Genomic DNA, 22300 nt, shown 5'->3' with positions numbered 1-22300 from the left:
CTCCATATCCGAGAGTTAGATTCGGTGGCCAGGGAACTGGGATTCCGCTGCCACTACCCCTCCCTCCCGACAAGCAGTCCGAAGCAATTCGGGCAATTCGGCCGATGCTTGATCATTGGAGCAACTTTGGAACTATTTTCCAGCTCCTGCCTGAAATCATGCGGCGGTCGGTGCCAGGAGCAGCTTTCGAGGCAGAACCGGATCGTGACAGCGGTGGTTCGACAGTTCTGCCACCCGATCTGCAGGAGATGACCACGCGACCCATTGGGCCGCCACCTGAGCCCCCTCAGGCGCCGCCGCCATATCATTTGCGGGGACCAGTGGGAGGATTGCTCGCGCTGATTTCGAAGTACGAGCAATGGCGGAGATCAAACGCGGGCGGTGACAGCAAGACTTCGTCGATCTCGCCCGACTATAGTCCGGCCGAATCCAAACGCGGACAATATTATGAAGAACAGCCGTTCTTCGACCAGCCAGATCCGAATATCCGGCGTCTCGAGCGGATTGACACAACGGCGGCAGCGAAGAAGGTGCCGAAGATCGAATCTCCGCCGTTGGCGCCGGACGAAACGCCGCCTTCTGAACCGGTCCCAGATGCTTCCGGCGCGGGCGGAGTGAACGATGAGGTTTGTGCCAAGGAGTGGGCAGACGCTCGCAAGGAGTGCAAGGAAGCGTACAATAGCGGCGTCGCTGCGAGGAACCGATTCCTCTATGGCTGGCCGAAAGGTCGGTATGCGCTTTTTTCTGAGGACGATTGCGCCAAGATCCGCGTAAGAGAGGTATGCGGAGGCGAAAAGCTCGACCACGGGCGGACCTACGAAGAGAGACGCAATTCCAATAACGCGCACTTACAAAAGAAAAAGCGTGGGAAACGCTAGAACTAGCTCTCGACATGGAATCAACAGCGAACGGCTGTCTTCTTGCTCAGAGCTTGCGCTCATGTGTGTCGATCCTGGGAGAGCTCATGAATTCTGGCCCCATGCAGCCTCAATTCTGCAGATGGCCTGCCGCCGAACCGGGCTAAGCGCCTTTGGGGATATTGGGATCGATATTCTTTCTGGGCGTAGCCTCCTATGGCTTGCCTGGAACGGATATACCGTTGAAGCAGCAGCCGCCACTGTCCTCATCAACACGGAGATCGGCAAAGTCTGCATCATCACTGCGTGCGGCGGTACCGGCATGAAGCGGTGGCTGCCGCTGCTTGATGGGATCGAGACTTATGCAAGGGCCGAAGGCTGCGAGCGGGTCCGGATCTATGGTCGCAAGGGCTGGCTGCGTGTGCTCGACGGTTACAGGGAAAAGCATGTCATTATGGATAAGGAGCTGAATTCATCGGCTCCCGGGACGAATTGAACACCTGCTGTGACATCAATAGGGTTGACCAGGTTCGTATTTTGTTCCAGTCTGAACATGTAAAGCCTATGGTTGTATGCGCAGGTTGGACTGCATGCGAATTCTTCTGACGTGGACGCTCCTGTTGATGTCCTGGCCTTCATTCGCCGCAAGCGACGAGTTCCCAACACAGCTGCGCGGACTCTGGGGCGAGGCGAAAGAGACCTGCGATTACTGGAGGACACAGACCAGTGCCGATGTTCGCGGGGATCATCGGTGGCTGAAGGTTTCCACGAAGGATGTCTTAGGGTCGACCCAGGGCCGATTCCTGAGGGAAGTCTCCGGCCAGGTTGGAGCCGGGGCGACTGCCGACATTTCGGCCGAGATACAGATCTTGGATGCGAGAGGGGCGATCGTCCTACTCTCGCTTTCTGCGGACGGCCAGCTTCATGAAACTTTGCTCGGTGCAGGCCGCCGCGAGATCGGTATCTATCAGCGATGTTGATGGTCGCGGTCGCGTGGGTTTCTTGATCGATGCACTCCACTCCTTTTGACGAGCTCCATCAATGCGAATTCTCCTGCTTTGTCTTTTCTTGCTGTCGTGCGTGCCTGCAGGAGCTGCGACCGATGAGATACCCAACGAAATGCGCGGCTTCTGGGCTGGCGATAAGTCGACCTGCAATATGCTGAAGAGCAAGGGACCCGCATCGCTGAACCAAGGTCACCGCTGGCTCAAGATAACGGCAACCGACGTGCTCGGCTCGACACAGGGGCGCTTCTTCCGCGAGCTACCGATCGACAGCATGAGCGTGCCGTCGACGCAGCTGTCAATCGCCATCCAGACGTTTGGCGAGAATGGTCTTATGAGTGAACTGGCGTTGACTCGTGACGGCAAGTTGATTGAGCGCATCATCCAAGCTCGTGGCGTCAGCACCTACCAGAAATGCTGATCGATGCGACATGTGGTGTCTCAAGAGGGTCCCGACGTGGATCGCTAGTGGCGTGATACCGTCAATACGGATTCTCCTGATATCTGTATTCGTCATGATAGGTGGCTCGCTGAGCTACGCTCGTGAGGTTGAATTTCCACCTGAGTTCCGCGGATTTTGGGTCGAGGACCAAGCGACCTGCGATGTGCTGAAACGGGCCTCTCCAGCAGACCTGCGTGATGGCCAGCGGTGGCTGAGGATTGCGGCAACGGACGTGCTTGGGACCTCTCAAGGCCGATTGCTGCGCGAGATTGAACCCCAGATTGCATTCGGCCAGCGGGGCAAGAGGTCGTTCGAATTTCAGACGGCGGATGACTTCGGGGCCATTGGCCAGCTGAGCTTTTCGGAGAAGAGTCTTGGCGAGACCGTTACGGGCGTTCACGTGTCGAAGCATTATTTCAGGTGCTTCTAGCCGTCTCTTGCCTCATGCTGGCCAGCATGTCGCGGGCCAAGACTTTCTGACCACCGGACCGGCGGAAGGTCATTGACGGAATCGCCGGGTAACCGGCGCCCCGCTACCCGCAGCAGACGAATCTGTAGCCAAACCTGGTTCTATCAATCCGTCGCATTTAACGGAGCACTCCCGCATGAATACTCGCGACCGCTTCAGCCCCGAGGTCCATGCAGACGATGGGCCTCTTGGGTTGCTCCGCTCATTTCGCATGCTGATGGAGCAGGGGAGCGACAAGGGTGGCATCGACCGTGGTCCTGCTTTTGCGGACGAGCCAACCTATACTCCCTCTTCCTACCAGGCTGAGCCCATGGGCTTGATCGGTCGGTTGCAGGCACTGCAGCAAGCGCAGAATGATTATCAGCCGAAGCAGCCGGCAATGGATCCGCGCAAATACGAGCTCGCTCAAGCCATCACGAACGCAAGCCGAAACCTAGGTATCGACGAGCCGCTTCGCGACTGAGGCAAAGCTCTGCGTCAGCTTGGCTCTCGGCCAGCGACGCGCATTCGCGGCTTTGAGGGCAACGAGGTCGGTCATATTGGCTCCAAAGAGAGGGTCTGTCGAAGGTGGCTGATTATTATTTACTCAGACGCGAAATTCCCGGCGGAGGTTTGTGGCACTCCCATCATCAATGGAGGGCTCGGCGGAAGTCGTGCGGCCGACATCATCCCAGTCGTCCAACGGATAAAGTGAGATCCTTCGCCCATTGCAACTTCTGTCGGCGTCAACGACTACGATTGCCCACATTTCGCGGCAGCTTATTCGCTAATTCTGGATAGCCGCCTAAGACGGAAACAACGGTAGCTTGCCTTGGTCAAGCCGGCTTCGATGCCGTCGACCAGGAAATTCGAAGCGCTGCGGAACGCCACCGCTTCAGCCCGATCGATATTGCTGGTATTCCTGGCTTTGAAACAGTTGATGGCGTTCACCCAGACCTACGTCTTGCATGAACACAGCGCATTCTAGATGAAATTCGCGCCAACTTGGTCATACGCACGGCTAGATAATGCGGATGATGTAGTTACAGGCGATCGTTGGCTGCAGATTGTTGTGTGATGCACCACCTCCCGCTGCGGCGTTGTTGAGTGTGATGTTGGACGTTCTAGTGCCCGTGTTCGCCGCACCGTCGTCGCCATTGTTAAGTTGGAATGTGAGAAACGCCGGACTGCCCGCTTGTGCACCGCCAAACACGCGCGCTTGGTTTTCCTTAAAGCTATCGTGAAAATGCCCCCCATCAGCAAGAGTATTGTCGTGGGTATGCGACGGAATTTCCGTCATCTGCAAGACGTGGCTTTGAGTACCACCCTTGGCACCTAGCGTATTCCCATCCGGTGAAATTCTGGCGGAGGTTAGGACTATCCCAGTATTATCAAGTTGCGCAGAAACACGCCCTCTCCTGTCTGGCAGATTGAATGTTGTAGAGCCGTCCCCCGCACCATGCGTAGTGCCCATCAGTGCGAACAAAGTTGCATAAGTCGTTCGCGAAATAGCCTGTCCCGCAGGAAAAGCGAACGCGCTACTTGGCGGAGACGAGCCCCAAAAGTCGATGCCGCCCCTATCGGAATTGCATAAATGCTCGCATCAAAAGAATGAAGCAGCCACTCCTGGCTCGCTGCGCGAAAAGTGGCCTGGTACAGGCTTCCTGAAATCAGCACGCCGGGGGGAAGGTCGGTTGCGATACGGAAGCGGAGGGGTTTCGGAGCCTGGCCGTCGACCGAGAGCGTGACCGCCCCACCGCTATTGGCCGCGGGGGTGAACTGGACGGTGAAACCGTCCGTGTTCGCGGCAATGCGTTGGTTGGACACGATGGAGTAGGCCGTGCTCGTGCCGCCGGCAATAAGAATGCCGGTGATGTCGTCGCGCCATTTGGCTACCGCCGCCATCATGGCTCGCGCGGAGTCGTTGATCGAGGATGGAGCTTGCCCTTCCCGCCAATTGACTGTGCTGTCGACGGTCGCATTGCTACCTTCGTTTGCGACCACTTGTAGAGAGTCATGATGATTTCCCTTGATGAATGACGGAGCGGCTACGCCGCGAGGTCATAACGGCTCGGCCCTCGACGCTATTCGGCACGGCCGAGCTGGAGATATTGGGTGCAGGGACACGCAGGCGCCCGCGCCGTCAGGAGGTTGCGGATCACACCGATTGGTACACCGGGGCTCTCGACCGCGACGACCTGCGCACGTGCATCAATGATGGTTTCGATCTCCGCGCGGAGCTCTGCGATCCGGCTTTCAAGTGGTGGTATACGAGTTGCTTTCATCTGTCGCCCTTTCCGGCAGTGTCAATGTCTCTAGCTTCTTCTCCGCCGCGGCCGCCTGATTTTGCGCGCGCCGTAGCCTTTTCCCGCCTGGCTTCGTGGGCCGCGATAAATATCTGCAGATCGTATGGGAGCGACCTGAAGCATTGCTTGCGGTGGCCGGCCAGGATCGCGGTGGTTCGATGCCCGCGATGTCCGCTATCGCCGCCGCAACCGGGCCTCCAGCCGTGGGATCAGCGAGACTCGCGGCCGCATGGAGCTTCGAAATCTCCTGCACCGCAGGCCACAGGCGCTCGATGCCGAGGCGTGCGCAGTCGGCAACGAACCGGGCGACCACGGCCGGTGCTGCTGGGCGCGGCGAGACGCCGTTCAGCTCGCACCAGCGCACAAACATTGGCGCTGCGCGCAGGCGCGCGCGAGAGATCGCAGCCAACACTGGATTGGTCATGATTTGGTTCAGCGCTCTCCGCAGGATGCTTCCGTCATCGAGCCTGCGCGCGCGAGAAAATCGCGATGCGCATAGCCGGCTGTGGCGAGATCGTAGGCGGCTCCGGTCAAGTCGCCGCTGGGTTCATCTGCCATTGTAATAACCTCTCCTCCGGGGTGTAGTGGCGGGGCGCCACAAGGGCGCAATCCCTGGCCGCGGCATGCTCTGATCCTCGTGCATCGCGGCCGCGGGCGCGTCTTTCCGAGCGCTCGACGTCTGACCCGAGTTGAATCCGGCAACGCCATTGGCGATCGCCGCGAATGGATTGCCCAGTGGCGTGTGAGCCCAGCTCTGAAAGCCGGCATTCAATCGATCGCCGAAAGTCGGCTCGAGAACTGGCGATGGCGCCTCCGCACGGCCGAACTGCGGCATCCAATAGTCGCCGATCCGCACATTGAGCGTTTGCCCATCGTCGCGCGGCCAGCTCGATGTCGGTTGTGGTGCACCGGGTCCGATCGCCGCGCCCTGCGCAGGGGTACCGAGATTACTTCCAGACCGGGCTGGGCCTACCCCTGCGGAGACAGCCGGAACGGCGATCCCTGCACCGGCTGATAGAAGCCTTGCTCAGCCAGCATCGAGGCCAGCCGGCCATACAATCCCCCACCGGGCTCGAAAAGACTTGGATCAAAGCTCAGGTAGTCGTCGAACCGCGCCATCAACAAGCCTCGCCAATCTTGCGGGAGGCCTCGGTCGCCGCGCGGTAATCGACCGCCTTATAGCCGTTGATCTCGATGACCGCGTGAGGAGCGGTTCGCTCCACGTCCTGCGCCATCAGGCCGATGTGGTACGCAGGCGCGCCCTTATAGCGATAGCCGTAAATTGGCGTTCCGTCGAACAGCACGCCGACCGCGGCGATATCCTCCTTGAGCCGCATGTCGGATGGCATGAATTTGAAGAGGCTGCCGATCCCGCCGGCGAGCGCGCCGAACTGCTGTGCGCCCGACATCTGCTGGGTGGTGTTCGCCGTACCGCTGGTCTGCTGGCCGAGCTGCGCGATCGGCACGCCGATCTGAGTCAGTAAGCCCAACGCCTGGGTCGGAATGCCGCGCCGCTGCGCCTCCGCCGCAAGCGTGGCATTGGCACCATAGTTTTGAGCATCGAGCGCCGCTTGCGCGGCGGCTAGGCCCTGCCCCTGATTGGCGACGTAATTCTGCTGCATGCCGCTCAGCGTGTTCGCAGTGGTATTGCCTGCGTTGTAAAGCGCGTTCGCGGGGTTGAACTGATTGGCGACGTCCTGGTTGTATTGCGCAGCGATGACCGGAGCCTGAGCCGCAGCAACTCCGCGCCCATAGGCCATCTGATTGGCGCCGCTGAGATCGCGGCCGGCGGCCGCGAACTGCGAATTGATGCTGTTGCCGACATCGCTCTGGATCTGCGCCAGCTGCGCGGCTAGCGCCGGATTGTTGCCGATCATGCTGCCGTTGGCATAGGGCGTGAGCCGCCGTTGCACCGTGGCAAGGTTATCCTGCACGTTGCCGGCCTGCGCATTGGCACCGCCACCGCTGAACAGCGTGTTCGCATATCCGCCGATCTGCCCCGCATAGGGATTGCCCTGCGCGGCGTTGCTCTGCAGCGTGTTCAGTGCGCCGGTCTCGGCGGCGGTCAGCGCGGTATTGTTCAAGCTGGTGCCAAGCTGGCTGAGGATGTCCTGCAACATTGGCTGCGCGGCCGTCCACGCCGCGGTCTGCGATTGCTGCGTCTGGGTCGACGAAGATGTTCCACCCCTTGCGGTGTTTTCCTTTCAATCATGTGATTTGTCACGTGCACATCGCGGCACACGTCTCTGACGACCGGGCAGGCGGGACGAATGACAGGTCTACCTACCGGCGTGCACCGAAGATCGAGATGGGCAAGTATTGCATCGGCATTCCGCTCACCAATCCCAGTGGCAGTTGCTGAGCAGGATCGTCTTGGCTTGCGATCCCCGTATTCGATCCGGAGATCGGCAATGGAAGATCGCCTGTCCTCCTTCGTGTCGACGAAGGCATTGGGAGTGTGCCCGGCTGCGCGGGAAACGCTGGATTCGCCTGCTGCGGAAAGGGAAGTGGTTCCGAGTACCGCGGTCGCGCCGCCTCATATTGCTTCAGCAGATTGTCGGCCTTTGCCATGTGGCCATCCATCTGCGTATTGACCTTGTCCGCGACCGTGCCAGGAGCGCCGCCGTTGCTGGCATCGCTCCTGTCATAGTGACCCGGACTACCCGCATTGATGGTCGAGTAGACGTCGAGCAACCCCATGCCTGCTTTGAGGCCTCGATCTCGCAGAAACCGTTCGACAGCCCGCATCTGCTCCGAGATGGATTGACCTTCCCGCACTCCATACCTGGCCCGCTCGTTCGGCCCGAACTGAATCAATCCGAAATAGTTTCCGCCACTGCCGCCCCAGAGGTTGTGATTGAACGTACCCCCGGTCTCATAAGAGATCGCGGTCGCCAAATCGCGCGGATCGCCCCTTCAGCCAAGATCCGGTATCAGGCCGTATCCGCAAAGACCGGCGTTCCGTGGCCCTTTATCGCTGTCGCACACGAGCGGGAGGCGTCCCAGAACTGGAACACTCAGCTCGGGCAAGGCGATCCGCTTAACCAGGTCTCAACGCATGTTCCAAAAGGCAGGGGGCCCTTCAAGACTTGGGAGGATGGTGGAGCCTTTTTTGTTGGCCTCATCAAATCTGCGATGAATGAAGCCGACGTTAGAACAATCGTCATGGAGACGCTGGTCGAGCAGGAGCGCGTCCGCCGAAGCGACATCGACGCTGTCGTGGTCAAGACTGTCGCGACGATCCTGACCTCGTTCGGAATTGAGGAGGTCGATCGGAATGAGCTGCGCGCAGATTTTCAACACTTGCGGAGATGGAGAAAAAGCGTCGAGCAAGCGCAGAACTACACGTTCAAGGCGGCGATTACCGTCATAGCGACAGGTTTGATCGGAGCCATTTGGCTTGGCATCAAGGCCACGCTCGGGAGGTAGCCGGTGTCAAAAGAACCGCTTGCTGCACGATTGAAGCTTTGAGGCCCGGGCATGTATCGAATACGCGAGGTTGACGCTGGAGACGATGAGTATGCAGATACGCTTGACGAGTTGCATCAATTGACTTTCCGTGACGGCGCTCGTCCTCCTGATTTCGAGCAGGGGCACTGGTGGATCGCATTCCATAGAGCAGAACCGGTCGCGTTCGCCGGCGTTGTTCCGTCAACCCACGTCGCCAATGCCGGATATCTCTGCCGCGTTGGTGTTGTTGCGCAGCATTGCGGCCATGGCCTGCAGATGCGGCTCACCCGCGCGGTGGAGGTGCGAGCCCGACGAGTTGGTTGGAGCACGGTCGTTTCGGACACGACGGATAATCGGATCTCGGCGAACAACTTTATCCGGTTGGGGTACAGGCTCTTCGAGCCAGCTTCGCCCTGGGCATGGCCGCATACGCTGTATTGGCGAAGGGAGCTTACATAGATCTTGCGGAGTGGACCTTATGTGGAGCGCCCGGTGGCCGAGCGGCCGCCGGGCGCTTTTCTGTTTCAGGGCTCTTCATTCTGCCGGTCGAGCATCCATGTCACACCGAGGAGCCGGCCTCACATGCCTTGATCTCTGGTGATCACTCGATAAACTGGCTCATGGGTTTGATCGTATCCCGATGCCGTGGGATCGAACCGAAGGTTCGTCGATGGTTGATGTTGGCCGCAGGCGTGAGGCAGCTATGTCGAGAGGGCCCGGTTCGGACAGCTACTCGGCGATAGTCGCCCGGGCCAAAGCCCTCGTTCCCGTACTGCGTGAACGAGCCGCCCGGACCGAGGAATTGCGGCGATTGCCGCCGGAGACCGAGCGAGATCTTCATGACGGCGGCCTGTTTCGGATCCTGCAGCCTGCACGTGTCGGCGGGAGCGAACTCGACTACGTCGCGTTGGTCGATTGCGCCGATGTCCTGGCGCTGGCAGACGCATCAGTGTCTTGGAATTTTGCCAATTTGGCGAGCCATCACTGGATGCTGGCGATGTTCGCGCCCGAGGCGCAGGATGCAGTGTGGGCCCAGGATCCGGACGCGTTGATCGCATCCTCCTTTGTGTTTCCCGCCGGTCGCGCTAACAAGGTCGATGGCGGGTATATCCTGAACGGGCATTGGCCGTTTTCGTCCGGCGTGGAGGCATGCGAGTGGAACATGCTTGCCAGCGTCGTGGAGTCCGATGATGAGGCCGATGGTGTCGAATACAGGTTGTTCCTGTTGAACAAGCGAGACTACCGGGTCAAGGATACCTGGAATGCGACCGGGTTGCGTGGAACGGGATCTAACGATGTTGAGGTGACGGATGCGTTTGTCCCTGAGCATATGACTGTTGCGGTCAGGGACCTCGCGGGCGGCGCAACGCCGGGCAGCGTTCTCAATCCGAATGCGCTCTACGCGCTTCCGGTATTCTCCCTGTTCCCATACGTATTGTCGGGAGTTGGGCTGGGGAATGCCCAAGCATGTCTCGACGACTATGTCGAGATCGCGCGGGATCGTGCTTCGACGTATAACAGGGCCAAGATCGGCGACCTGCAAAGCACGCAGATCAAGATCGCGGAGGCATCGGCAAAGGTCGATGCCGCACGCCTCGTCATGCGCACCAGCTGCATCGAGGTCCTTGCGGACGTCCGGCGCGGGAAGATTCCGGACATCGCAGCCAAGACGAAATTGCGGCGTGATGGCGCATTCTCTGTCAACCTGTGTACCGACGCGGTGTCCCTTCTGTTTGCGGCGAGTGGAGCTCGCAGCCTGTTCACCTCCGGGACCCTGCAGCGCCAATTCCGCGATGCGCATGCGGTGAACTCACATTTCGCATTCAATTCCGACGCTGCGGGAACCAACTATGGGCGGGTCGTGCTCGGGTTGCCGTCTGACAATTTGACGCTTTGAGGCCAACCGGATGTCTGACTCACACAAACATCCGGCTGATCCAGCCAATGAGCTGGCGAGCGACAATTCGGCAATCGATCCGCGCGACTTCCGCAACGCGCTCGGTACATTCGCCACCGGCGTAACGATCGTAACGGCGATGTCGGCTGACGGAAAACCATACGGTATCACGTGCAACTCCTTCGCCTCGGTATCGCTGAATCCGCCGCTGGTGCTGTGGAGCCTGGGGATGTTTTCGCAAGGGCTTCCCATCTTTCAGAATGCCAGCCATTTTGCAGTCAATGTTCTCGGTACAGCGCAACAGGCGCTCGCGTCGCAATTTGCCCGATCGTCTGGCGACAAGTTCGCGGGTGTGAGCTGGACGCGCGGTCTTGGAAACGCCCCCGTGCTTGCCGACGTGATCGCCAGTTTTCAGTGTCGGGCTGCCAATCGCTACTACGGTGGAGATCACGTCATCTTTCTGGGGGCGGTGGAAGCATACGCCTATACTCGAAACGAGCCTCTGCTGTTCGCGCGGGGCGGCTTTGGCCGGTTTCTGTCCGACATCGATGGCAAGACCCCATGAGCCGAAAGATACCGGCGAAGCGAGCACGCGCGAAGCAGAAGCGATTGTCGGCTGACGATCGTCGCAGCGAATTTGTCACGCGGGCGACCGAGCTCTTCGCGGAAGAAGGATTCGGCGGCGGAACCCGTGCGTTGGCGCGAAAACTCGGCGTAACTCAGCCGTTGCTTTACCGCTACTTTCCGAGCAAGGACGATCTCATCAAGGAGGTCTACCGGAAGGTATATCTCGGTCCGCTCGAGGCTGGTTGGGATAAGCTTCTTGCCGATCGTTCTCGCCCACTTCGCGTGCGATTGCAGGACTTCTACCAAGCCTATACAGATGCCATCTTCACCCGGAAATGGCTGCGGATTTATCTCTACTCGGGCCTGAAGGGCCTCGATATCAATCGCTGGTACGTTGGCATGGTCAAGGACAAGATCCTGACCCGCATTATCAGAGAATGCCGTCACGATGCCGGGCTTGCGGTGCAAAGCAAGCCGAGTGCCGCCGAACTGGAGCTGGCTTGGGTGTTCCACGGCGGCATCTTCTATTACGGCGTACGGAAGTACATCTATGACGCACCTGTTCTTGAGGACAAGGCGCAGATGATCAGTGACGCCTTGGACATCTTCCTCGCGGGATTCGAAAGGATAGCGGAAAGCGCAGCCGACCGTCGGCGGGCGCCGGTCAAGGTCGCTGGTTGAATCGCGCTATTTCGCCATCTCGGCCCGATACCAATCTCCAATCTCGCTTGCTGTCATCAGCGCCACGCCGTCGTGGCTGATGACATAGTCGAGCAGGGCCTCCAGATATTTGATGCGATGCGGCACTCCGGTGATGTAGGGGTGCACCGAGATGGCCATGACCCGCGCGTTCTCGGCGCCCTCCAGATAGAGGCGGTCGAACTGGTCAGTGCAGCGCTGCAGGAACTGATCGGACGGAAGATGCTGCAGAGCATGAATGACGATGTCGTTGGTCTCGACGGAATACGGGATCGTTGTCACGGGGCCATGCGGCGTCGCAATCTCTTGCGGGAGATCGTCAATCACCCAATCGGCCACGTACTCAATCCCATTGAGGCGTAACAGATCGAGTGTTTCCTCGGTCTCGGTCAATCCTGGGCTCTCCCACGATCGCGGCGGCTTCCCGGTGAAGCCCGCGATGGTCTCGACCGAACGCTTGATCGCATCCGCCTGGTCTTCGAGCTTGTGCATGGGTCCCTGGATGAACCCGTGTCCCATGAATTCGAAGCCAGCCTCGTGCGCCGCCGACGCCACGCGCGGATAGCTGTTGCAGACATTGGCGTTCAGGGCGAGCGTCACGGGGATGTTTCGATCGGTGAACGCCTTGAACTGCCGCCAGAACCCGGCTCGCATGCCGTATTCGTGCCACGACCAGTTCGGCACGTCGGGCAACAGGGGCTGGCCCATCGGCGGGCTCAGCACCGTCCGCGGCATCGCATTCTCAATGCGCCACTCCTCGACATTGAGGATGACCCATACGGCGAGTTTCTTGCCCGCCGGCAATGTGAGTTTCGGTCGGTCGACCTGCGCCTGGTAAGGGATACGATCGGTGAATGCCACGCTCTGATCTCCTCGACTACGTCGCAGCTCCGGCTGCACCGGAATTGATCCGTGGCAAGACCTTCTCGGCCATCAGGATCATCGATTGACGGCCGAGTTCACGATCTTTCCAGTCCTTGCCGGCGTAAAGCAGGGTACCGAAGGCGCCGACCTCCTCCTGGAACGCGAGCAGCTGATCCGCGACGCTCTCGGGCGTGCCGTGGATGATGAGGCGGTCGCAGATCGACTCCAGTGTGACTTCGGAGTCCGGTTGGTCGCGCCGCGTTTTGAACAGCTCGAGCCGGCCGCTCCGCTTCAGCTTCGTGAACAGCTGGTGATAGTAGTAGACGTAAGGACCGTCGGGGGCCATGGCATAGGCCTTCGCCGTCGCTGCGTCCTTTGCAACGAACACGCTCTTTGCGACGCGCCAGTTCGCGGCGTCAGCCACACGGTTCACGCGGCTGCAGCCCTCGGCATATTTGGGCCAATGGCTCTTCACCCAGGCGGGCATCAGAAAGTTCGCCGAGATCGGATTCCACCCGCGCGCAGCCGCCTCTGTGACGCCCTTCGAGAAGGGAGCAACAGCCGTCACCACGATCGGCGGGTGAGGGGTCTGCAAGGGCCGGGCAATAAATCCCTGGCCAATGTCCTCGATCAGCGTCCTGCTCACCGAGACGTTCCAGTATTCGCCCTGCAAATCATAAGGTGGTCTGCCGGCCCAGATATCAAGAACCTGATTGATGGCTTCGAGAAACATCGCATTGCGGTCGGCGTCGAGATTGCCGAAGACCTCGGCGTCGGAAAGCAATCCGCCCGGACTGATGCCGAGAATGAAGCGGCCGTCGAGCATGTGATCAAGCATTGCGACGGATGCGGCGACCGCAGCCGGATGCGTGTTCGGCATGTTGATCGTGCCGGTTCCAAGCTTGATTTGCTTGGTGGCGGCTGCCAGCCAGGCAATGAATGCGATGCTCGATGTGATGTTCTCAGCCCGGTCGGTCACGTGCTCGCCGACATAGGCCTCCGTGAATCCGAGCTCGTCCGCGAGCAGAAAGGCTTCACGATCCTCCCGGAGCGATTGCCGCCAATCCTTGTCGAGAGGATGGATCGGCATCGTAAAGAACCCGAGCTTCATGATCTGCTGCTCCCTGCGGCGGGTCTTCTTGATTGGGAGGAAACCTGCGGCCTTCGCGTCGCGAAGACAAGCCCGACCTGACAAATAATCGGTCGATAAACAAGCTTGACCTTTCTAAGGATGGCCCCTCTAATCCCGGAAAGCGAAAAATCGGCCCGGGAGGCCACGCCCACATGAAGGCTGCGGCTTTCGCGTATGCCCGCGCGACCAGCGTCGTGAACGCACTGGAGCTGCTGGCTGCACATGGCGACAAGGCAAAGGTGCTCTCGGGCGGACAAAGCCTGATGCCGGCCATGAACCTGCGGCTGCTATCGCCAGATCTTCTGGTCGATATCGGCGGCCTCGCCGAGTTGCAGGGCGTCGCGGTGAAGGGAGGCACGCTGGTTATCGGCGCACTGACCCGTCATGTGGACCTGCTCAGGTCTGCCGAGGTTGCGCTGCACGCGCCTCTGTTGCGGGAGGCCGCCGCTCACATTGCCCACCCGGCCATTCGCAATCGCGGAACACTCGGCGGAAGCCTGGCGCATGCCGACCCTGCGTCGGAGCTGCCAGCCTGCATAGCCGTACTGGATGCAACCATTGTCGTTCGGGCGCCAAGCGGCGAAAGGCGGATCGCGGCGACCGAATTTTTCAAGGGAATCTATGAGACGGCGTTGTTGCCGCAGGAGTTGCTCGTGGCGGTCGAGATGCCGGCCCGAGGCAAAGGCTCGGCGTTCTTCTTTCAGGAATACGCCCGGCGGCATGGTGACTACGCGATCGCCGGTCTTGCCGCTCGCGCCACTATCGACGACGGCAGGTTTTCCGACCTGCGGCTTGGCTTTTTCGCTGTCGGCGATCGGCCGCTGCTTGCTGCGGCCGCCTCCAAACTGACCAACGTATCCGTTACTCCGACCGTGCTTGCAGATGCCGCGGCGACGCTGGTTGACGAGCTTGATCCGCAAGGAGATCAGCAGGCCTCTCCGGCCATGCGCCGACATCTTGCACAGGTCCTGCTGCGGCGTTGTGTGGCAGCGCTGCTTGCGCGCCCCGACCTGGAGACGGGAGCGGCCCAGTGATTGCACCGATGCCGGTTTCACTTCTGATCAACGGCGAGCCCATGGATGCAGTCGTGTTGCCGCGGCTCAGCCTGGCCGATTTCCTTCGCGAGAATCTGAAGCTGACGGGAACTCACGTTGGTTGCGAGCATGGGGTCTGCGGTGCCTGCACAATCCGTGTCGATGGCGAGATTGTTCGCTCATGCCTGATGCTGGCGGTGCAGGCGCACGGCGCGTCGATCGAGACGATCGAAGGACTATCCGACAGCGGCGAGGTTGCTGACCTGCAGGCGGCATTCCGCCAGCGCAACGCGTTGCAGTGCGGCTATTGCACGCCGGGAATGCTGATTACGGCGCAGGATCTGCTGAAGCAATCGCCAGTCCCGGACCGCGCGGCAATCCGCCAACATCTATCGGGCAACTACTGTCGTTGCACTGGCTATCAGGCGATCGTGGACGCCGTCGAGGCAACGGCCAAAGCACGCGCGGGGCGCTCCGCATGACCGGTTCGGCGATGGATGCGCTGTCGGTGCTTGATCGCCCGAATTCCTATATCGGCAAGACGGTGCCGCGGCCGAACCTCGACAGGCTGCTGCAAGGCCGCGGACAGTATGTCAGCGACCTCGAATTGCCGCGGATGGCGCATGTTGTGTTTCTGCGGTCGCCACATGCGCATGCCCGGATCGTGTCGATCGATGCCGACGCCGCGAGGCGGATGCCCGGCGTCGTTGCGGTGGTCTCCGGTCGTGAGCTCGAGACTGTCATAACGCCTTGGGTCGGCGTGCTTTCACACATGAAGGGTTTGAAGTCGGCGCCACAGCGGGCAATCGCAGTTGGCCGGGTTTGTTGGCAGGGGGAGGCCGTTGCAGCTGTTGTGGCGACCAGCAGAGCGGCGGCCGAAGATGCCGCCGAGCAAATTGCTGTCGATTACGAACAACTTGACGCGGTCACCGATATGCGTACCGCGCTCGATCCGTCGACGCCGATCATTCATGCTTCGCTTGGCGATAATCTTGCCTTTGAGCGGGCTCTCCATGCCGGCGATGTTGATCTCGCGCTGTCCGGGTCCGATGCCGTGGTTGAAGCCGAGTTCCTCTTCGGACGCCACACCGGCGTAACACTCGAACCGCGGGCGGTGGTTGCCGACTGGAACGCGGCGGAGGCACGGCTCACGATCTATCAGGGAACGCAGGCACCTCACATGGTGCAGAACATCGCGGCCTTGCATCTGGGGCTCAAAGAAACCCAGGTGCGTGTGGTCTGCAAGGATGTGGGTGGGTCTTTCGGCATCAAGGTCCACATTTATGCGGATGAGATGGCGACCTACGCGCTATCGAAGCTGCTACGCCGGCCGATCAAATTCGTTGCCGACCGCGTCGAAAGCTTCAACACCGATATTCATGCCCGCGATCATCGCTGCAAGGGCCGGATTGGTGTCAAGCAGGACGGCACGATTACCGCCTTCGAGATCGACGATTTGACCGGGATCGGCCCCTATTCGATGTATCCGCGGACCAGCGCCGTCGAGGCAAATCAGGTGGTCAATCTGGTCGGCGGGCCATATCTCACCCAGAACTATCGGGCTCGCGCCCGGGTCGTGTTCCAGAACAAGAATGTGATGTGCCAGTACCGGGCGGTCGGGCATCCAATCGCCTGTTCGGTGACCGAAGGACTGGTCGACCTGGCTGCCGCGAAGATTGGCATGGACCCGGTCGAAATCCGTCGGCGCAACTTGATCGCCGACGATGCCTACCCTTGTACCTCGCCCTCCGGCATGAAGTTCGAGCGGCTGTCGCATCATGCCTCATTGACGAAGCTGCTTCAGATGATGGACTACGAAGGCTTGCGCGCTGAGCAGGCCGCTTTGCGGGGCACGAAGGTTCACCGGGGAATCGGCATCGCCAGCTTCATCGAGATAACCAATCCGAGCGCGGCCTTCTACGGCGTCGGTGGCGCGAAGATTTCGTCGCAAGACGGCGTCGCGGTGCGGCTCGACGCGCAAGGCTCGGTGATCTGCCAGACCAGCATCACGGAGCAGGGGCAAGGATCGGAGTCGCTGACTGCCCAGATCGTTGGCAGCGTGCTCGGCGTTTCGATGGATCGGGTGCGCGTCATCCTTGGAGATACGGACAACACACCTTACGGGGGAGGCACCTGGGCTTCCCGCGGCGCCGGCATTGGCGGCGAAGCCGCGCTGCAAGCCGCCAAGGTTCTGCGCGCGAATATCCTGGATGTGGCCGCGGCCATCCTGCAATCGACGCCGGCGGGGCTCGATATCGCCGGTAACAGCGTCGTCGACGCCATCGATGGCACGCCACGGATCGAGCTGAGCGAGCTGGCGCGGATCGTCTATTTCCGGCCGGATACATTGCCGCCCGGCATTCGGCCGGAATTGATGGCGACCCGGCACTTTGTTCCGCGCCAGTATCCCTTTGCCTTCACCAATGGCGTTCAGGCGTCCTGGCTCGAGATCGATACCGAGACCGGGTTCATTAAGCTGCTCAAGCATTGGGTCGTCGAAGACTGCGGCACCATCATCAATCCGCAATTGGTCGACGAGCAGATCCGGGGCGGCGTCGTGCAGGGGTTGGGCGCCGCACTGTTCGAGAAGTGCATCTACGACGAGCGCGGGCAGCTGACCAACGCCAATATGGCTGATTACCTCGTGCCGATGTCGGGGGAAATGCCCGACATCGAGATCGGTCACGTGGTGTCGCCGACGCTGGAATCGGAATTGGGGGCGAAGGGAGCAGGGGAGGCCGGGACGGCCGGCGCGGCGGCTGCGGTCGCCAATGCGGTCAATGATGCGCTTCGGCCGTTCGGCGTGATAATTACCGAGATTCCGCTCACGCCTCAGGTTATCCTGACGGCTCTGGGGCGGATTTGAAGCGGGGACGTTCCGGGCAACAACGATCACGATAAGCCAGACAGACAATTCTTGGGGAGGAATAGTCATGACGAAGGTGACCAAGGCCGGGTGGATGTCGCGCCGCCGGCTCCTGACGGCCGCGAGTGCCGGCGCCGTTCTCGCCGCCTCGCCCTTCCGCATCAATCTGCTTCAGGCGCAGGAAGCCCCGATCAAGATCGGCTTCCCTGTTCCCCTGACAGGTCCCTATGGCGCGGAGGCGCAGGACCAAGTGCGTGCCGGACAACTCGCTGTCGCCCAGTTCAACGACTCCGGCGGCCTCAATGGTCGCAAGGCCGAGCTGGTCGTGCGCGACGACAAGCTGAACCCCGGCGAGGCTGCGACGCGGACACTAGAGCTGGTCGAAAAGGAGAAGGTCAATTTCGTGGTCGGCAGCCTCTCAGCGGCGGTCCAGCTCGCGATCAACAACGTCACCAAGGAGCGCGGCATCATCTTCAATTCGATCAGCCAGTCCGATGCCATCAACGAAGCTGCCGACTTCAGCAAGTACACGTTCCACGAGGCTCTCAATCCGCATATGACGTCGGGCGCGGTCGGCCGTTATGCCTTCTCGAAGTTCGGCAAGAAGGTCGCATTCCTGACTGCGGATTATGCCTATGGTCACGAAATGGTCCGCGGCTTCCTCGAGGTCGGCAAGCAGTTCAATATCGAGAACCTCGGCGATATCCGCCATCCGCTGGGAACGAGTGATTTCTCGACTCTGCTGCCGCGCCTTCAGGCGTTGAAGCCCGACATCCTTTGCATCAGCAATTTCGGCCGGGATCAGCAAATCGTGCTGAAGCAGGCAACCGACTTCGGCGTCAAGAAGTCGATCCAGATCATCGCGCCGCTGCTTTCGCACGCCAGTCGCGTCGCGGCGGGCGCCCAGGCGTTCGAGGGCGTCGTCGGCGGGTGCTCGTTCTATTGGGGCATCGAGGACAAGTTCGCCTCGACCAAGGCATTCAACGATGCGTTCCGCAAGATGTATGACGGCAAGCTGCCGACCGACTACGGCGCGCTCGGCTATGGCGGCGTTCGGACGGTTCTTCAAGCGGTCAAGGCCGCGGGCAGCGTCGAGACCGACAAGGTCGTCTCCGCTATGGAGGCCCTGAAGTACGACTATTACAAGGGCCCGCAATATTACCGCAAATGCGATCATCAGTCGGTGCAGTCCATCCTTGTGATCAGATCCAAGTCGAAGGACATGAAGAACGACTCCGACGTGTTCGAGGTTCTTGCGAGCGACGATTCCGACGAGAAGAACCTGCGGACCTGCGAAGCACTCGGCCACAAGAGTTGATTGAGCGAGATGGCGCGCGCCGCGGGCCGGCGCGTGCCACTTTGGGAGGATGAATGGCGGGCCTGAGCTTTGACTTGATCGCGCTGCAATTGTTCGCCGGGCTGGCGCTCGGCGCGATCTATGTGCTGTTTGCGATCGGACTTTCGCTGATCTTCGGGATGCTGACCGTCGTCAACTTCGCCCATGGGGCGTTCTACATGGTCGGCGCCTATGTCGGTCTCTACCTGATCTCGCTTGGCGGCAATTTCTGGCTCTGTCTGGTCGCCGTGCCGCTCCTGATCGGGCTGTTCGGACTTGCCGTCGAACGCGTGCTGATCCGACCGCTCTATGGCCGCGGCATCGACTATCCGCTGCTGCTGACCTTTGGTCTCAGCTATGTGATGGTCGAATGTGTGCGCATTGCCTTCGGCAAAACCGGCTATCCGTTCGATACGCCCGAGATTCTGCAGGGCGCCGTGAATATCGGCGTCGGGTATTTCCCGCTCTACCGCCTGTTTGTGATCGGCGCGACGGCCGCCGTGCTGCTGGCGCTCTGGCTGTTCCTGGAGAAGACCAGTTTCGGGCTCATCATCCGCGCGGGTGCGCGCGATCCGCAGATCGTCCGCGTCCTTGGCGTCGACGTCTCGCGGGTCTGGCTGATCGTGTTCGGGATCGGAACTGCGATTGCGGGATTCGCCGGCCTGTTGGCCGCCCCGCTGCAAGGTGTCATTCCCGAGATGGGCGGCACCATCCTTGCGGAAGCCTTCGTGGTGACGGTGGTGGGCGGCATGGGATCGATCGGCGGTGCGGTGCTGGCGGGTCTTCTGGTCGGCGTGGTCGTCGGCATGACGTCGCTGTTCGCGCCTGAAATGGCCAAGGTATCTATCTTCGCCTTGATGGCGGTCGTGCTGATCGTCCGTCCGCAGGGCTTCTTCGGTCGCGCCGGATTGCTGAGTTGAGCCGGGCATGACCGAAGTTACCGAGTCCCTCGAGAAGTCCCGCGCGGCGACCTTCAGCTGGTACGATTTTGCGACGCGGCATCGCGCCAGTCTCGCAGCCGTGGTGATCCTGATTTTTCCGCTGGTGATGCCGTTCACCGCCCTGGCGGTGAATATCCTGATCTACGGGCTCTATGCTCTCGGCTTCAATTTGGTGTTCGGCTATCTCGGCCTGCTGTCGTTTGGTCATGCCGCACTGCTCGGAACCGGGGCCTATCTTTGCGGCATCGCGATCGTGCATTTCGGCTGGCCGTGGTACGCCGCAATCGCAGCCGGCGTTCTCGGCGGGCTGGTGATGGCGCTGTTGATCGGTGTGCTCGCGATCCGGACCCGCGGCATCTACTTCGCCATGGTCACGATGGCGCTCTCGCAATGCGTCTATTATTTGTTCTATCAGGCGGTGGATTGGACCGGAGGTGAGAACGGCCTGCGCGGCATCAACGTCCGCACCATCGACCTGTTCGGCCTGCGGCTTGATTTCATCAATCCGATGATCCGCTATTACGTCATCGCAGCATTCGTGATCGCCGCATTCTTCGCGATGTCCCGCATCCTCGCCTCGCCATTCGGGGCCGTCATCGAAGCGGTGCGGGAGAACGAGATGCGTGCGCGCGCATCGGGCTATGACGTCACCTTGACGCGTCTGCTGACCTTCGTCCTGTCGGGCGGCTTCTGCGGCCTTGCCGGCGCGCTGCAAGCGCTGCATCTGTCGATCGTTCCGATCGAGATATTGCATTACGAGACCTCGGGTCTCGTGGTGATGATTGCGCTGCTTGGCGGCATGGGGACGTTCTTCGGACCGATGATCGGCGCGGCGGTTTTCCTCGTTCTGGAGAACGTCGTCTCGGTGTGGACGGTGCATTGGCAGCTTATCGTGGGCGCCATCTTCATCGCCTGCGTGCTGTTCTTCCCGGCGGGCATTTGGGGCACGCTGATCGCACGAGGCCGCCGATGACGGCTGGAGCGGCGCAATCGAGCGAGATCATCCTGCGCACCAAGGGGGTCGGCAAGACGTTCGGAAAATTTGTCGCGCTGAACAATATCTCCGCCGAGTTCTGCAAGGGCAAGATCACGTCGATCATCGGCCCGAACGGGGCCGGCAAGAGCACCTACTTCAATCTGCTCTGCGGCGCCTTTCCGCCCTCGAATGGCCGCGTCGAGTTCGAGGGCCGGGATGTCACGGGTCTGCCGCAGCATCGCTTTGCGCATATGGGGATTGCAAAGTCGTTTCAGATCACCAGCGTGTTCCCGCAGCTCACCACGCGCGAGAATATCAGGGTCGGCTTGCAGGCGTTGGTGTCGCGGTATGATATCTGGCGGCCGCGCGCCCGGCTCAGTGAGCTGGTGGAGCGCGCCGACGAGCTGCTTGCCCTGGTCGGGCTATGGGAATCCCGGGAGCGTGCAGCCAAGACGCTGGCGCACGGCGAGCAGCGGGCGCTGGAGATCGGTATGGCGCTTGCCAGCCAGCCCCGCTTGCTGCTGCTGGATGAGCCGACGGCAGGCATGAGTCCGGAGGAAACCCGGACCATGATGGACCTGATCGTGAAGCTCGCGCTGGAGCGCACGGTCATCCTCGTCGAGCACAAGATGAAGCTGGTGCTGGGGATCAGCAATCGCATCCTCGTGCTGCATCACGGCGAGCTGCTTGCCGAGGGCACGCCGCAGGAGGTCCGGCAGAACGAGGCGGTCAAGCGCGTCTATCTCGGCCAGCGGGAGCATTGACTGGATGCTGCGCATCAACCAGCTCAATGCCTGGTATGGAGCAAGCCACGCGCTGCAGGATATCAGCCTGGAGGTCGGCAGGGGCGAGATCGTCTGCCTGATCGGACGCAATGGCGCAGGCAAGACCACCACGCTGAAATCGATCATGGGTCTGATGGATCGAACGCGCGGCTCGGTGATCTTCAAGGGACAGGAACTGCTTCAGCAGCCGGCTCATGCGCGTTTTGCGCTGGGACTCGCCTACGTGCCGGAAGAGCGGCGGATCGTGCAGGGCCTGTCCGTGCGGGAGAACTTGCGCCTCGGTCTTGTCGCATCGCCGGAGAAGAAGCGCGAATCCGAGTTGATCGGTGAGATCGCTGGTATCTTTCCGCGGCTGGCCGAGCGCATGGACCAGGAAGCCGTCACTATGTCCGGGGGCGAACAGCAAATGCTGGCGATCGCGCGGGCGATGATCGCAAAGCCCGACCTGATCATGCTCGACGAGCCGTCGGAGGGAATCATGCCTGTGCTGGTTGACGAGATGTTCGCGCTGTTCCGCAGCATGAAGGCGCAGGGCACGACGGTGCTGTTGGTCGAGCAGAACGTCGAGCTCGCGCTCGACATCGCTGATCGTGCCTATGTGCTGGATCAGGGATCGGTGGTGCACCAGGCATCGGCGTCGGCGCTTCTCGCCGACAGCGAAATCAAGGAACGTTACTGCTCGGTATGACGTAAGTC

25 protein-coding genes are annotated in these 22300 nt (G+C 60.7%); 18 read left to right on the top strand and 7 right to left on the bottom strand.

The genetic code is table 11. The features are described 5' to 3' along the window. Positions 1 to 329 precede the first annotated feature (329 nt). From J6500_RS08410 to J6500_RS08390, 5 genes are all read left to right on the top strand, one after another. A complete protein-coding gene (locus J6500_RS08410) occupies positions 330 to 878 on the top strand; it encodes a hypothetical protein (protein ID WP_225712216.1) in 549 nt (182 codons plus the stop codon). Between the two features lie 61 nt (positions 879 to 939). Further along, on the top strand, positions 940 to 1353 hold the full coding sequence (locus tag J6500_RS08405) for a hypothetical protein (protein ID WP_225712215.1): 414 nt from the start codon (positions 940 to 942) through the stop codon (positions 1351 to 1353). 94 nt (positions 1354 to 1447) lie between these two features. Next, positions 1448 to 1837 carry a hypothetical protein gene (locus J6500_RS08400; RefSeq protein ID WP_225712214.1) on the top strand — a complete coding sequence of 130 codons (390 nt, stop codon included), beginning with the start codon at positions 1448 to 1450 and terminating at the stop codon, positions 1835 to 1837. A gap of 61 nt (positions 1838 to 1898) precedes the next feature. Next, positions 1899 to 2282: a hypothetical protein gene (locus J6500_RS08395; protein ID WP_225712213.1), complete on the top strand. Its 384-nt coding sequence runs from the start codon at positions 1899 to 1901 to the stop codon at positions 2280 to 2282. A gap of 626 nt (positions 2283 to 2908) precedes the next feature. After that, complete coding sequence (locus tag J6500_RS08390; protein ID WP_225712212.1) at positions 2909 to 3235, top strand: hypothetical protein; 327 nt, start codon at positions 2909 to 2911, stop codon at positions 3233 to 3235. Positions 3236 to 3772: 537 nt separating this feature from the next. Here J6500_RS08390 and J6500_RS32165 read toward each other — a convergent pair. The 5 genes from J6500_RS32165 to J6500_RS08365 all read right to left on the bottom strand — a co-directional run bounded on the left by J6500_RS32165 (position 3773) and on the right by J6500_RS08365 (position 7955). Then, positions 3773 to 4261 carry a phage tail protein gene (locus J6500_RS32165; RefSeq protein WP_376707772.1) on the bottom strand — a complete coding sequence of 163 codons (489 nt, stop codon included), beginning with the start codon at positions 4259 to 4261 and terminating at the stop codon, positions 3773 to 3775. Further along, a complete protein-coding gene (locus tag J6500_RS08380) occupies positions 4225 to 4755 on the bottom strand; it encodes a hypothetical protein (protein ID WP_225712211.1) in 531 nt (176 codons plus the stop codon). The genes J6500_RS32165 and J6500_RS08380 overlap by 37 nt, the downstream gene beginning before the upstream one ends. A 1271-nt stretch (positions 4756 to 6026) precedes the next feature. Next, positions 6027 to 6176: a hypothetical protein gene (locus J6500_RS08375; RefSeq protein WP_225712210.1), complete on the bottom strand. Its 150-nt coding sequence runs from the start codon at positions 6174 to 6176 to the stop codon at positions 6027 to 6029. Next, on the bottom strand, positions 6176 to 7177 hold the full coding sequence (locus J6500_RS08370; protein ID WP_225712209.1) for a tail fiber domain-containing protein: 1002 nt from the start codon (positions 7175 to 7177) through the stop codon (positions 6176 to 6178). Before J6500_RS08370 ends, J6500_RS08375 begins: the two co-directional genes overlap by 1 nt. Before the next feature lie 163 nt (positions 7178 to 7340). Further along, positions 7341 to 7955, bottom strand: a complete 615-nt coding sequence (locus J6500_RS08365) for a hypothetical protein (protein ID WP_225712208.1) — start codon at positions 7953 to 7955, stop codon at positions 7341 to 7343. Between the two features lie 267 nt (positions 7956 to 8222). Here J6500_RS08365 and J6500_RS08360 point away from each other — a divergent pair, with 267 nt between their 5' ends. The 5 genes from J6500_RS08360 (at position 8223) to J6500_RS08340 (ending at position 11652) form a co-directional block, all read left to right on the top strand. After that, positions 8223 to 8486 carry a hypothetical protein gene (locus tag J6500_RS08360; protein ID WP_225712207.1) on the top strand — a complete coding sequence of 88 codons (264 nt, stop codon included), beginning with the start codon at positions 8223 to 8225 and terminating at the stop codon, positions 8484 to 8486. Between the two features lie 51 nt (positions 8487 to 8537). After that, a complete protein-coding gene (locus tag J6500_RS08355) occupies positions 8538 to 8966 on the top strand; it encodes a GNAT family N-acetyltransferase (RefSeq protein ID WP_225712206.1) in 429 nt (142 codons plus the stop codon). A 244-nt stretch (positions 8967 to 9210) separates the two neighbouring features. After that, positions 9211 to 10404, top strand: coding sequence for an acyl-CoA dehydrogenase family protein (locus tag J6500_RS08350; RefSeq protein WP_225712305.1), 1194 nt, complete (start codon positions 9211 to 9213; stop codon positions 10402 to 10404). 10 nt (positions 10405 to 10414) lie between these two features. Then, positions 10415 to 10969 (top strand): flavin reductase family protein, encoded by a 555-nt coding sequence (locus J6500_RS08345; protein ID WP_225712205.1) that lies wholly within the window; start codon positions 10415 to 10417, stop codon positions 10967 to 10969. Beyond that, entirely contained in the window at positions 10966 to 11652 is a 687-nt protein-coding gene (locus J6500_RS08340) for a TetR/AcrR family transcriptional regulator (protein WP_225712204.1), read from the top strand. Before J6500_RS08345 ends, J6500_RS08340 begins: the two co-directional genes overlap by 4 nt. A 6-nt stretch (positions 11653 to 11658) precedes the next feature. On the opposite strand, the gene J6500_RS08335 is transcribed toward J6500_RS08340, so the two are convergent. Continuing rightward, positions 11659 to 12531, bottom strand: coding sequence for a polysaccharide deacetylase family protein (locus tag J6500_RS08335; protein WP_225712203.1), 873 nt, complete (start codon positions 12529 to 12531; stop codon positions 11659 to 11661). Positions 12532 to 12547: 16 nt separating this feature from the next. After that, positions 12548 to 13624 (bottom strand): LLM class flavin-dependent oxidoreductase, encoded by a 1077-nt coding sequence (locus J6500_RS08330; RefSeq protein ID WP_249781415.1) that lies wholly within the window; start codon positions 13622 to 13624, stop codon positions 12548 to 12550. 194 nt (positions 13625 to 13818) lie between these two features. On the opposite strand from J6500_RS08330, the gene J6500_RS08325 reads away from it, so the two are divergent. From J6500_RS08325 to J6500_RS08290, 8 genes are all read left to right on the top strand, one after another. After that, positions 13819 to 14700 (top strand): FAD binding domain-containing protein, encoded by an 882-nt coding sequence (locus J6500_RS08325; RefSeq protein ID WP_225712201.1) that lies wholly within the window; start codon positions 13819 to 13821, stop codon positions 14698 to 14700. Further along, entirely contained in the window at positions 14697 to 15182 is a 486-nt protein-coding gene (locus J6500_RS08320) for a (2Fe-2S)-binding protein (RefSeq protein WP_312018203.1), read from the top strand. The genes J6500_RS08325 and J6500_RS08320 overlap by 4 nt, the downstream gene beginning before the upstream one ends. After that, positions 15179 to 17566, top strand: coding sequence for a xanthine dehydrogenase family protein molybdopterin-binding subunit (locus tag J6500_RS08315; RefSeq protein WP_376707769.1), 2388 nt, complete (start codon positions 15179 to 15181; stop codon positions 17564 to 17566). The genes J6500_RS08320 and J6500_RS08315 overlap by 4 nt, the downstream gene beginning before the upstream one ends. Before the next feature lie 67 nt (positions 17567 to 17633). Next, on the top strand, positions 17634 to 18884 hold the full coding sequence (locus tag J6500_RS08310) for an ABC transporter substrate-binding protein (protein WP_225712200.1): 1251 nt from the start codon (positions 17634 to 17636) through the stop codon (positions 18882 to 18884). Between the two features lie 53 nt (positions 18885 to 18937). After that, positions 18938 to 19822, top strand: a complete 885-nt coding sequence (locus tag J6500_RS08305) for a branched-chain amino acid ABC transporter permease (protein ID WP_225712199.1) — start codon at positions 18938 to 18940, stop codon at positions 19820 to 19822. A gap of 7 nt (positions 19823 to 19829) precedes the next feature. Beyond that, entirely contained in the window at positions 19830 to 20816 is a 987-nt protein-coding gene (locus J6500_RS08300; RefSeq protein WP_225712198.1) for a branched-chain amino acid ABC transporter permease, read from the top strand. Next, a complete protein-coding gene (locus J6500_RS08295; RefSeq protein ID WP_225712197.1) occupies positions 20813 to 21583 on the top strand; it encodes an ABC transporter ATP-binding protein in 771 nt (256 codons plus the stop codon). Before J6500_RS08300 ends, J6500_RS08295 begins: the two co-directional genes overlap by 4 nt. A gap of 4 nt (positions 21584 to 21587) precedes the next feature. Then, on the top strand, positions 21588 to 22292 hold the full coding sequence (locus J6500_RS08290) for an ABC transporter ATP-binding protein (protein WP_225712196.1): 705 nt from the start codon (positions 21588 to 21590) through the stop codon (positions 22290 to 22292). The last annotated feature ends 8 nt before the right edge of the window (positions 22293 to 22300 follow it).

It is taken from the genome of Bradyrhizobium semiaridum (assembly GCF_020329505.1).
Taxonomy (GTDB): Bacteria; Pseudomonadota; Alphaproteobacteria; order Rhizobiales; family Xanthobacteraceae; genus Bradyrhizobium; species Bradyrhizobium semiaridum.
The sequence above is the reverse complement of the archived record's forward strand: the minus strand, read 5'-3'. Positions and strand labels throughout refer to the sequence as shown.